Annotated in this window: 10 protein-coding genes; 3 read left to right on the top strand and 7 right to left on the bottom strand. The window is 49.8% G+C overall.

Annotated features, from left to right (window positions below; all coding sequences use genetic code 11):
- Window positions 1-58: 58 nt before the first annotated feature.
- The 3 genes from VV1_RS05330 to ftnA form a co-directional block, all read right to left on the bottom strand.
- Window positions 59-1,246 carry a BaiN/RdsA family NAD(P)/FAD-dependent oxidoreductase gene (locus tag VV1_RS05330; RefSeq protein WP_011079134.1) on the bottom strand — a complete coding sequence of 396 codons (1,188 nt, stop codon included), beginning with the start codon at window positions 1,244-1,246 and terminating at the stop codon, window positions 59-61.
- Between the two features lie 102 nt (window positions 1,247-1,348).
- Complete coding sequence (uspB, locus tag VV1_RS05325) at window positions 1,349-1,672, bottom strand: universal stress protein UspB (protein ID WP_011079133.1); 324 nt, start codon at window positions 1,670-1,672, stop codon at window positions 1,349-1,351.
- 86 nt (window positions 1,673-1,758) lie between these two features.
- Window positions 1,759-2,286, bottom strand: a complete 528-nt coding sequence (gene ftnA / locus VV1_RS05320; protein WP_011079132.1) for a non-heme ferritin — start codon at window positions 2,284-2,286, stop codon at window positions 1,759-1,761.
- Window positions 2,287-2,453: 167 nt separating this feature from the next.
- Here ftnA and uspA point away from each other — a divergent pair, with 167 nt between their 5' ends.
- Both uspA and VV1_RS05310 read left to right on the top strand, forming a co-directional pair.
- The gene (uspA, locus tag VV1_RS05315) at window positions 2,454-2,879 is read left to right on the top strand and encodes a universal stress protein UspA (RefSeq protein ID WP_011079131.1); all 426 of its coding nucleotides are present in this window, start codon (window positions 2,454-2,456) and stop codon (window positions 2,877-2,879) included.
- A gap of 65 nt (window positions 2,880-2,944) precedes the next feature.
- Window positions 2,945-3,835, top strand: coding sequence for a carboxylate/amino acid/amine transporter (locus VV1_RS05310; protein WP_011079130.1), 891 nt, complete (start codon window positions 2,945-2,947; stop codon window positions 3,833-3,835).
- Between the two features lie 91 nt (window positions 3,836-3,926).
- Here VV1_RS05310 and VV1_RS05305 read toward each other — a convergent pair whose 3' ends face one another.
- The 3 genes from VV1_RS05305 to VV1_RS05295 all read right to left on the bottom strand — a co-directional run bounded on the left by VV1_RS05305 (window position 3,927) and on the right by VV1_RS05295 (window position 8,601).
- A complete protein-coding gene (locus tag VV1_RS05305) occupies window positions 3,927-4,424 on the bottom strand; it encodes a hypothetical protein (RefSeq protein WP_011079129.1) in 498 nt (165 codons plus the stop codon).
- Between the two features lie 159 nt (window positions 4,425-4,583).
- Window positions 4,584-5,363 (bottom strand): class I SAM-dependent methyltransferase, encoded by a 780-nt coding sequence (locus tag VV1_RS05300; RefSeq protein WP_011079128.1) that lies wholly within the window; start codon window positions 5,361-5,363, stop codon window positions 4,584-4,586.
- Window positions 5,364-5,472: 109 nt separating this feature from the next.
- The gene (locus tag VV1_RS05295) at window positions 5,473-8,601 is read right to left on the bottom strand and encodes an EAL domain-containing protein (RefSeq protein ID WP_193387260.1); all 3,129 of its coding nucleotides are present in this window, start codon (window positions 8,599-8,601) and stop codon (window positions 5,473-5,475) included.
- Between the two features lie 126 nt (window positions 8,602-8,727).
- On the opposite strand from VV1_RS05295, the gene asnC reads away from it, so the two are divergent.
- Entirely contained in the window at window positions 8,728-9,192 is a 465-nt protein-coding gene (gene asnC / locus VV1_RS05290) for a transcriptional regulator AsnC (RefSeq protein ID WP_011079126.1), read from the top strand.
- Window positions 9,193-9,272: 80 nt separating this feature from the next.
- Here the strand turns inward: asnC and prlC are convergent, their stop codons facing one another.
- Window positions 9,273-11,315, bottom strand: coding sequence for an oligopeptidase A (gene prlC, locus VV1_RS05285; RefSeq protein WP_011079125.1), 2,043 nt, complete (start codon window positions 11,313-11,315; stop codon window positions 9,273-9,275).
- Between the last annotated feature and the right edge of the window lie 165 nt (window positions 11,316-11,480).

Raw genomic sequence — 11,480 nt, 5'->3', positions numbered from 1 at the left:
TAAAAGCAAAGGGACGGTTGAACCGTCCCTCTGTTTTTTTATTGGTGTTTCCTTGAGCTTACACCCACTGCCCCGCGACAAAGCCGCTCGACCAGCACCACTGGAAATTGTAGCCGCCAAGCCAACCTGTCACATCCATCACTTCACCAATAAAGTACAGCCCTGGGACGGTTTTGCACTCCATGGTTTTTGAGGAAAGGTAATCGGTGTCCACACCGCCCAACGTGACTTCCGCCGTGCGGTAGCCCTCAGTGCCATTAGGCGCAATTTTCCAATGCTCCAAATACTCGACAATCTCTTGCAGCTCTTTTCCATTGTATTGCTTAAGAGGTTTGTCCGTCAGCTCGTTACGCTCGATCAGTACTTCGACGAGGCGCTTAGGCAGCACTTTCGCCAGCGTGTTTTTCATGCTCTGATTTGGGTGTTTTTCCAAATTGCGTTGCAGCAGCTCCAGCACATCCACCTCAGGCACCAGATTAATGCTCACCGCTTGACCAGCCTTCCAATACGAGGAGATTTGCAACACCGCAGGGCCAGATAAGCCGCGATGGGTAAACAGCAGTGCTTCTTTAAACAACGTACCATCTTCTGCGGTGATCTCCGCCGGAATGGCAATCCCCGAGAGCTCAGCAAAATCTTCTTTGTCTTGCTTATGCAGCGTAAATGGCACTAAGCCTGCGGTGGTCGGCACCACTGGAATACCAAACTGCTCAGCGATTTTATAGCCGAAAGGGGTCGCGCCCAGTTTTGGCATCGATAAGCCACCCGTCGCCACCACCAGAGATTGGCATTCAAATGCCTCTGCGCCAGCACGCAGCACAAAACCTTGCTCGGTTTTCTCGATTTCGGTGAGTAGTACCTGGTAGCGCTGGGCAATGTTCGGCTGGTCACACTCACTCAGCAGCATGTTGACGATCTCTTTGGCAGAGTCGAGGCAGAACAACTGACCATGGTCGCGCTCTTCAAACTCAATGCCATACTTGTAGATCATCGAAATGAAGTCCCAGTTGCTGTACTGCGACAGGGCGGATTTGACGAAATGGGGATTCCGGCACAAGTAGTTTTTCGCCGAGACCTCATTGTTGGTGAAATTACAACGACCACCACCGGAGATGAGAATTTTGCGGCCTGGCTTTTTCGCGTGGTCAAGCACCAACACTTTGCGGCCACGACGGCCTGCCTCGGCAGCACACATCAATCCCGCCGCACCGGCACCAATCACCACCACATCAAACTTGTTACTCATGCTGGAAAATCTCTCTGACAATAAAAAAGGATGTGCAGTTGGCACATCCTTACTTTTTCGCCGCTATTCTAACGGCAAAGGGGGTTATTTTCCAAGCACTGGCTACAGAAGAAATGCAGCCAACAAAGTCACACCGGTCAAGCTTACACTCAGGACGAATAACTCTCTTACCCGATCGCATTTCCCAGTAAAAACTTCATCGTGATGATGGTGGTACTCTTTGCTTTTCAGATAGTGGTAGAGTCGCACCTGTTTGGTGACATTGCCGTGAGTGGTAAAAAATCCGTTACCATCCACTTGTTGATATAACAGTGGATGCGCTTCACGCATGATATAAATCAGTGAACGAAGAGCGGTAAGATAACGAGCGAGGTTAACCCCCGTTACCACCATAAGCGCAAACAGGATAATATCTCCATTGATCATCTTTTCCTCCCTACATCTTCATCAATGCTCAAGAGAAAAAGACAATCAATGTCTTTCTAACCCGCTAACGGAAACTGGCTGTTCCGTTAAGCTGCTGGAGCATCCATGATTGAAGATGAACCTTCTTTCGCCATTTGTGCCAGATCTTTATCGATGAAGAACAGGGCTTTGCCATCTTCACCAACAAGTTCAATTTTGTCCAAAATCCCTTTGAACAATTTTTCTTCTTCGTGCTGCTCTGCGACATACCACTGCAGGAAATTAAAGGTTGAATAATCCTGACTGGTAAACGCAACATGAGCGAGCTTATTAATCTGCTGAGTGATCATTTGTTCATGTTCATACGTTTCGCGGAACACTTCACCCAAGCTTGCAAAATCATGTTTTGGTGCTGCAATCGCGCCCAGAATCGGTAATGCACCCGTCTCGCTGACGTAAGTGAACAGGCGTTGCATGTGTTGCATCTCTTCCACAGCGTGCACTCTTAAAAACTGTGCTGCGCCATCAAATCCTTTATCTTCACACCAAGCACTCATTTGTAAGTATAGATTGGATGAGAAAAATTCCAGATTAATTTGCGCATTCAATTGTTCGACCATAGTCTGAGACAGCATGAGGACTCCTGATTGTTTGTATCCGTTTTGAGCTACTATACCACGAAAAATTCGATAACTCTTTGTTACATGGGATTGGATCTGAGATCCCTTTGGCAAAAAACTCTTCACCTAAGTGCTATGTTTTAACTATACCCGAGGGGGAAAACGATACAGGAGAGCACACCATGAGTTATCAACACATTTTAGTCGCGGTTGATCTTTCTGACGACAGCAAGCTATTGATCGATAAAGCTGTTTCTTTAGCAAAAGCTTTAGAAGCGAAAGTATCCTTTATTCATATTGATGTGAATTACGCCGAGCTGTACACCGGACTTATCGACATCAACATGGCCGAAGCACAACATCAGGCGATGGAAGCCTCGCGCACACAACTGGCGAATCTGGCGGAATATGCCAACTTCCCGATCACTCATACCTTGGTCGGCAGCGGCGATTTAAGCAATGAACTGTGTGACACCATTGGTGAGTACCAAGTGGATTTACTGGTGTGCGGCCATCACCAAGATTTTTGGAGTAAACTGCTCTCTTCTACTCGTCAACTGATCAACTGCTCTCCGGTTGATATGTTGGTTGTACCACTTAAAGAGTGATTTTGCTTTTGCCCTTCTCGGCAAATCGGTAGACTGCGGACATTTGTTATTTACTCGTTATCACTATGTTTTATCTCTCCGCAGTCACCCTGTTATGGGCATTTTCATTTAGCTTGATTGGCGTTTACCTCGCCGGTCAGGTGGATTCTTGGTTTTCGGTGCTGATGCGCGTAGCACTCGCCAGCGTCGTGTTTGTTCCTTTCCTCAAATTCAAAGGGGTCAGCAAGCGTCTGATCGGTAAATTAATGGTGGTCGGCGGCTTCCAGCTCGGCTTGATGTACTGCTTCTATTACCAATCGTTTCTGCTGCTGTCTGTTCCTGAAGTGTTGCTGTTCACCGTCTTTACGCCGATCTACGTCACGCTGATCTACGATTTGCTGCACGGGCGCTTCTCTCCTTGGTATTTGGTGACGGCCATCATCGCCGTATTAGGCGCCGTCTTTATCAAATTTGCCACCATTAACCCGAACTTCTTGCTGGGCTTTTTGGTGGTGCAAGGAGCAAACCTCTGTTTTGCCATTGGCCAAGTGGGCTACAAATACATCATGGAGAAAGAGCAACTCGAGTTGCCACAACACACGGTATTTGGCTACTTCTACCTTGGTGCACTGTGTGTGGCCTTAGTGGCGTTTGCTTTAATGGGCAATCCGAGCAAGCTGCCCACCACCGAACTGCAATGGGGAATTTTGATTTACTTAGGCCTGATTGCATCTGGCTTGGGCTATTTTGCCTGGAACAAAGGGGCAACGTTGGTTAATGCTGGAGCCTTGGCGGTAATGAACAACGCTTTGGTGCCAGCGGGGCTTATCGTCAACATCGTGATTTGGAATCGCGATGTCGATTTTCTGCGCCTAACATTGGGCGGCGGGGTCATTCTGTTTTCGCTGTGGCTGAATGAAACTTGGGTCAAAGCCAAAGTGGAACGCGACTTTGCTCGCAAAGCGTCACAAGCCTAGCCCTTATCTCGCCTAGCGCCCTGCTTCAATGACCCACATGCACTCAGCCCACCATTCGGTGGGCTGAGTCGTTATTCTTGCTTAAGCACGCTTAGTGCACTTGATCGGCACTGCCTTGCAATACTTGTTTGTGGCTTAACACTCGTAAAATGCCGTTGTATTTGTTGAGTTTTCCTTCCAACTTTTCACGCTTTTGCAGTTGTTTGACTTTTTGCTTGGCTAACTTCGCCAGTTTCTTATGGTATTTGCGCTGTTTTTTCAGCGCCTGTTTGGCTTGCTTAAGTTGTTTTTTACCCAGTGATGGCAAATTAATGTCAAACGCACTCACCGACTCCGCCGTCAGTAATGTTTGCGGACGTTGATTCTCGGCTATCGACGTTGGCGAGGGTAGCGTGGCAGCCTTTACCGCCAAGGGTTTGGCTTTCGATTTTAGGCTCGGAATGGCTTGCGGCTTACACAGCGAACTTTTCGATGAAGACGCACGCGCACAAGATCGGCACAGGTATTTGGGCGCTGCAACCAACTGATGAATCTCACCCAATTGACTGGCGATTTCTCTTCTATCCATCTTACAAAAGCGTTTTGTCATGCGACTACTCCAACACAAACCATGCCTGCACATTACCGACAATTTGAATAATAATAATTCTTAGTTAGATATACAGCGAGTGCGGCAAATTGGCAAGCGCAGAAATGTGACTCTTTCTGCGCGACAGGAAAGAAAAGGAGAGATTGAGGGGAAAAGCGCTTAACTCATCGACGCGTTGACATAGACGTCAAAACGGTTCTTTTTGGTCTCAATCGCCATGCTGGGTTTAACGCCATCGAGCCACTCTGCATAGTCTGGGCGCTTCACCACCACACGCTTGGTCGCCAATGCTAACGCCGGTGTGAGCAGCGCGTCGGCATCGGTATCTGCTCCCACCAAAGATTGAAACACGCGCATCTCTTTTTTCACTAAGGCGGTTTTCTTTTTGTTCTCAGGATGCGGGTACATTGGGTCCAGATAGACCACATCGGGACGAACAAATTCGGCATCGCTGGCTAACGCGGCGAGCGCATCGTGGCTTGACGCGTGCAGCAGTGACATACGCTCACTCACCCAAGCACCGATTTCATCATCTTTTTTCGCTCTGGTTAAGCCATCGTCGAGCAAAGCGGCCACAACAGGGTTGCGCTCCACCATCTGCACCTTGCACCCAAGCGAGGCCAAGACAAACGCATCACGCCCAAGCCCTGCCGTGCCATCCAAAACCGTCGGTGTCGCCCCTTTGTTGAGCCCCGCGGCTTTGGCTATGGCTTGCCCTTTGCCGCCACCAAACTTGCGTCGATGCGCAACCGCACCGCCTGCCAAATCGACATAAATTGCCCCCAGCTTAGGTTCATCAAGCTTACGCAACTCCAAACGCTCGAACGTCAGCACAAGAGCGAAATGGCTGTCTGCGTCGTGGGTCAGTTGCCATTTGCTGGCAATGGCGTCGAGATAAGGCTGTAAAGCCGCATCTTCACAAATCAGTTGTAGTTGCACAGGGTGCTCCGAAAAATCGTCATGGATGAGGAACTGGCTGGCGAGTTTACCGCAAGCAAGGCTGGAACTGTAGCGATTCCATCGGCCCTAAACTGGGCGATGCATTCTCTCAAGACCCACTTCGCGATGTAAACTCGTCCTGCCATTGTGCCACCAGCTCTGCCAATGGCGTTGGATAACCAATCACGTAGCCTTGGGCGTAATCCACACCGAGTTCTGTCAGTAACGCAATAATTTCACTGTTTTCAACGAACTCAGCCACGGTTTGCTTACCCATTTGCTGTGCCAGCTCATTGATGGCTCGCACCATGATGTGATCGCTCTCATTGCGATGCATGTCTTGCACAAAAATGCCGTCGATTTTCACCACATCGACGGGCAATTGCTTGAGATAGCCAAACGATGACAGCCCTGAACCAAAATCATCCAACGCAATCAAGCAGCCAAGTGCTTTCACTTGAGCAAAGAAGTCCATCGCTAAGGCGACGTTTTTCATCGCGGCGGTTTCGGTGATTTCCAGACAGAGTTTATGGCAAGGAATCACACTGTTGGTCAATCGGTCGAGCAAAAACGCCATAAACTCTGGATTGCCCATCGAGTGACCCGAAAGGTTTATCGAACATCGACCGAGCTGGTGCAGCGCATCTGGGCGCGCCTCAAGCCAGTCGAGGGTTTTGGTCACCACTTGTTCATCAATCAGGTGGGCAATGTTGTAGCGCTCGGATGCTGGCATAAAGATCGCAGGCGAGAGATACTCCCCCTGTTTGTCACGAATGCGCGTTAGGATCTCAAAGTGCATTTTGTCGCACTCTTTGCTGAGTGGAATAATGCGTTGAGCAAAGAGTTCTAGACGGTCGTTAGCAAGTGCGTCATGGACTAGGTTAACACTCTCCATCTCCTGCTGACGGCGTTGTAACTCTTCGCTGTCCAAGCTAAACAATTTGAAGCGATTACGCCCCTGCTCTTTGGCCGCATGACAGGCAGTATCTGCCTGCGCATGCACCATTTGCGGCGATTCGGCCGTATGGTCAATCATACGAATGCCGATCGAGCAGGTTAGGTTTATCTGCACTTTTTCCCAGATGAAAGGCTGGCTGCTCAATGTAGCAATGATGGTTTTCGCCACACCGATGGCGGTGTGTTCATTGCTGTCTTTGAGTAAGACAGCAAATTCATCGCCCCCTAAGCGCGCCAAAATCGCGGTATGCGGCAACACCTCTTCCAACATGCTGGCGCAAAATTGAATGGCCCCATCCCCCGCATCATGCCCTGCGGTATCGTTGAGCACTTTAAGCTGATCCAAATCGATATAGAGCATCGCATGCACACGGCGATGGCTTTCCACCTCGCGCAGCGCGCGTTTGAGTTCAATATCAAATTGGTTCCGATTAAAGGTATCGGTCAACAAATCGTATTTGGCTTGGTATTCCAACTGACGAGCCAGCTGCTTGTTGTGGGAGATGTCTTCGCCAACAATCAAAATTTGCCCGGACTCGGTCAATGGACGAATGTTTTCGCGTATCCACACCGCGCTGCCGTCTTGGTGACGATACTCAATCTCTCGACGCCAAACCCCTTGCAGTGCTGGTGTCGGTTGCAGCAGCATTTGCCTTGGCGTCATGGCTTGAGCATCACAATAGAATTCTTGCAGCAGATGGCCGAGCATTTCTAAGGGTTGATAGCCCAGTAGCTGCTGAGCAAAACGGTTTACCTGCTGAATACGATTGTTTTTATCCAGCGTCACCATCATCACCGGCTGCTGCTCATAGTAATTGCGTAAGTTGGACTCACGTTTGTAGAGCTTCTCTTCCATCAACTTTCGTGAGGTGATGTCTCGTGCTTCAAACAAGTATTGTCCTCGCTGATCTCCCACGCTATGCAGCGGTTTGAGAGACACTTCAAGCATCATCGCGCCGAGATTGCGACTCCAAATCTCCGCTTCAAAGGTGCTCAGTTGCGCTTCCGTCGCAGAAAAATAGTCAGCCAAACGAGAGGCAGATGCGTCTTCCCAATGTTGGTGTTGCCATAAAGGGCGATCTAGCGGCACCCCTTGGAAAAACAGCAGATCTTGCAATTGTGCATTGCTGGAAACCAAGCAGCCGTTTCGGTCTAAAATACCGATGTATTGCAAACTCTGGTCGAAAATTGACTCGAGCATCGATTGACTTTCACGCGCTAACGTTTCGCTCTGTTGAATACGGCGCAAGTAATAGACTAACAGCACAATCACCAGCACCAACATCACAAATACCGCGCTGTAGAGGCGGATCTCTTGCGCGTAACGCACTGAAAATGGCTCGGGTTTATTGACCAACACCGAGGCTGGCTCGCCTTCCACCCCTAACTTCCAGCGCGCCACGGCTTGATAATCCAGTTTGATGTCAGGCTCCACCACCTTCACTTTCGGTAAAGGTGAGGCGGGTGAGCCCAGCACTTGGTTCAACACTTCACCCGTTGCAAAACCTTGCTTGTAACCACTTTGAATCACACCGCCGACCGCGCCATGACCAAGACCGAGATCGTGCACCATGTAGATCGGTGCTCTGCTGACGCGGTTGAGTTCCTGCCAATCGTCATCATCACTCAACGTACCATCGGCATCGCGGTAATAAGCCCAAAACAGCACCGCGCTGTCTAAATCGAGCGTTTGCACACGCTCAATCAACTCGGCCAGCGTATTCGGCACTAAATGTTGTACTTTTTGCTGATACTCAGGATAGCGGGACAAAAACTTGTCCACCTGCGCGCGCAGCGCGACGCCCGTGATCGAATGGTCCGTTACCACAAAAATTTGCTGTGCTTGGGGCTGCAAACGCTCAATCAGCGACACGTTCGACAGCAAATCAATATCTTCAATCACGCCAGTGGCATTCAAACCCGCGTGCATTTCTGGCGTGTAATTATTAATGCCACCAAAAATCACCGGCGTGCCCGCCAGTGGCTCCGCCAAACGCTGCATCAACTGCAGTGCGACATTATCGCTCACCACAATCGCATCAAAGCGTTCTTGTTCCACTTTGGTTTTGTAGAGAAAGTAAAGCTGATTGAGAAAGCTGGCGCTTTGGTTGCGTTTGGTATCGAGATAAAGCACACGCAGAGCGATGTCGCGCTCACCGAGTGTTTGTGCGAGGCCAAGCTGGAAGGAGTCAGTCCAAAAGAAACCTTGGTGGTAAGAGTGCACCACTAAAATATTTTTCTCATGGGCACTTGCCCAAAAGCTGCATAGCATTATCAACATGGAAAAACAAAATCGCACTGGCTCACCTTCCTCTCATTCCGCCTATGAGCAAAAAACCTTGATTGTGAAAGATAAGCTGCCCTTGTTAGTATTATACCCATATGCTGATTAGAAAAGGGACAGACAATGCATTCAGCCAATGCCAAGATTGATGATTTGGATCGCGCTATATTGAAAACGCTGATGGCGGACGCGAAAACGCCTTATGCAGAGATGGCTAAACAGTTCAACGTCAGTCCTGCCACCATTCACGTGCGCATCGAAAAGATGAAAGCGGCGGAGATCATTGAAGGTACCGAAGTAGTGGTCAACACCAAAAAACTCGGCTACGACGTGTGCTGTTTTATCGGCATCAACCTCAATGCGGCGCGCGACTATCATTCCGCGCTGGAAAAACTCAACGCATTGGATGAAGTGGTGGAAGCGTATTACACCACGGGCGCGTACAACATCTTCGTCAAGTTGATGTGTAAGTCGATTGAAGAACTGCAATTTGTGCTGATCGACAAACTGCAAGCGATCGACGAAGTGCAATCGACCGAAACGCTGATTTCGCTGCAAAACCCGATCAATCGCAACGTCAACCCTTAGCTCGCAACAAACTTAGCGTACCGCAAAAAACAAGGCCAGCCGTTAGGCTGACCTTGTGATGCTTAGTTTGCTTCATCGAGTTAAGCCGCAATACCGGAATGGCGTAGCAAAGCATCGATTTGTGGTTCACGGCCACGGAAGCGTTTGAACAGCTCCATTGGCTCTTCGCTGCCACCCATCTCAAGAATATGGTTGAGGAAGCTCTGACCTGTCTCAGCATTAAAAATACCTTCTTCCTCAAAACGCGAGAATGCGTCAGAAGAGAGCACTTCTGCCCATAGGTAGCTGTAGTAACCCGCACAGTAACCGCCCGCAAAAATGTGGCCAAAGCTGTGGGAGAAACGCGCCCATTCGACCGCTGGCAGTACCGCGACTTTCTGCTTCACTTCAGCCAACGTTTCGAGCACGCGTGGGCCAATTTCAGGGTCAAACTCAGTGTGCAGGGTGAAGTCAAACAGACCGAACTCAAGCTGACGCAAAATGCCCATCGCCGATTGGAAGTTCTTCGCCGCCAACATCTTCTCTAGCATCGCTTTTGGCAGCGGCTCACCCGTTTCATAGTGGCCAGAGATAAACGCCAACGCTTCCTCTTCCCAACACCAGTTTTCTAGGAACTGACTTGGCAGCTCCACCGCATCCCAAGGCACACCATTAATACCAGACACCGCACCCGTGGTGACTTGAGTCAGCATATGGTGAATACCGTGGCCAAATTCGTGGAACAAGGTGACCACTTCATCGTGCGTAAACAGCGCTGGTTTGTCGCCGATTGGGCGGTTGAAGTTACACGTCAGGTACGCCACTGGGGTTTGCAGCTCGCCTTGTGCGTTAATACGGCGCACGCGGCATTCATCCATCCAAGCGCCGCCACGTTTGTGTTCACGCGCATAGAGATCGAGGTAGAAGCTGCCACGCAGCGCGCCCTGCGCATCGAAAATATCGAAGAAACGCACTGAGTTGTGCCAAACGTCAATGCCTTCGCGCTCTTTCACGCTCATGCCAAACACACGTTTGAGCACTTCAAACAAACCGCTGACGGCTTTCGACTCAGGGAAGTACGGACGCAGTTCTTCATCCGAAATTTGGAACAGGTGCTGCTTTTGTTTTTCGCTGTAGTAAGCGATATCCCACACATTGAGTTCAGACACGCCAAACTCTTGCTCAGCAAACTGACGCAACTCTGCCACTTCACGCTCACCTTGTGGTTTGGCTTTGGTGGCTAAGTCATTGAGGAAGCCCAACACTTGCGCTGGGTTTTCCGCCATTTTGGTCGCCAGAGACTTTTCGCTGTAGGTGTTAAAGCCAAGCATGCGAGCAATTTCATGACGCAGTTTCAACTGCTCGTTGATGATCTCGGTGTTGTCCCACTTACCGGCATTTGGACCGCGATCCGACGCGCGAGTCACGTACGCTTCGTACACTTCACGGCGCAGAGCTTGGTTGTCACAGTAAGTCATCACTGGCAGGTAAGACGGCACGTCCAGCGTGATCAAATAACCGTCGAGCTCTTTGGCTTCAGCGGCGGCTTTCGCGGCCGCCAACGCCGATTCCGGCATGCCTGCCAACTCTTTCTCATCGGTGATGTGCTTGGTCCAGCCCATGGTGGCGTCTAGCGTGTTGTTGGAAAACTTAGAGCTCAGCTCTGACATACGCTTGCTGATTTCGCCATAGCGCTTTTGCTCATCCGCAGGCAGACCGATGCCTGATAGCTCAAAATCACGCAATGCATCGGTAATGGTTTTCTGTTGTGCTGTGGTCAACTTGGCAAACGCTTCGCTGGCTTTAATCGCTTTGTACGCTTCAAACAGACCTTTGTGCTGGCCGACCCAAGTGCCGTATTCCGACAACATTGGCAGGCAGCTTTCATACGCGTCGCGCAGCTCGTCGCTGTTGACAACAGAGTTCATGTGGCTCACGGGTGACCAAATACGGCTGAGACGATCATCCACTTCTTCGATCGGCGCAATCACCGTTTCCCAGCTAGGGGTATTATTGCCTTCAAGCACCTGTTCAATCTTGGCACGACAATCGGCAATCGCCTGTTCCACCGCAGGAAACACATGCTCTGGCTTGATTTGAGAAAACGGAGGCAGATCCGTAAAAGTAAGGAGTGGATTAGACATATAAATTCCTTTTGTTTGACTCTTCAGTATCGTGGCCAACTGTCCATCGATGGCTCGCTTATTCACAATAATAATACGCGATTTTCCTCGACTGTCGCCAATTGGTCTTACATTTTGATACTAAATGAGGGTTAAAGGTTCACATTTCAATACGAATTGACGATT

This window comes from Vibrio vulnificus CMCP6, assembly GCF_000039765.1.
GTDB classification, from domain to species: Bacteria; Pseudomonadota; Gammaproteobacteria; order Enterobacterales; family Vibrionaceae; genus Vibrio; species Vibrio vulnificus_B.
The sequence above is the reverse complement of the archived record's forward strand: the minus strand, read 5'-3'. Positions and strand labels throughout refer to the sequence as shown.

Coding starts and splice junctions, on each gene's coding strand:
- VV1_RS05330 (WP_011079134.1), bottom strand. CDS start 1,246: ATGAGTAACAAGTTTGATGTGGTGGTGATTGGTGCCGGTGCGGCGGGA.
- uspB (WP_011079133.1), bottom strand. CDS start 1,672: ATGATCAATGGAGATATTATCCTGTTTGCGCTTATGGTGGTAACGGGG.
- ftnA (WP_011079132.1), bottom strand. CDS start 2,286: ATGCTGTCTCAGACTATGGTCGAACAATTGAATGCGCAAATTAATCTG.
- uspA (WP_011079131.1), top strand. CDS start 2,454: ATGAGTTATCAACACATTTTAGTCGCGGTTGATCTTTCTGACGACAGC.
- VV1_RS05310 (WP_011079130.1), top strand. CDS start 2,945: ATGTTTTATCTCTCCGCAGTCACCCTGTTATGGGCATTTTCATTTAGC.
- VV1_RS05305 (WP_011079129.1), bottom strand. CDS start 4,424: ATGACAAAACGCTTTTGTAAGATGGATAGAAGAGAAATCGCCAGTCAA.
- VV1_RS05295 (WP_193387260.1), bottom strand. CDS start 8,601: ATGTTGATAATGCTATGCAGCTTTTGGGCAAGTGCCCATGAGAAAAAT.
- asnC (WP_011079126.1), top strand. CDS start 8,728: ATGCATTCAGCCAATGCCAAGATTGATGATTTGGATCGCGCTATATTG.
- prlC (WP_011079125.1), bottom strand. CDS start 11,315: ATGTCTAATCCACTCCTTACTTTTACGGATCTGCCTCCGTTTTCTCAA.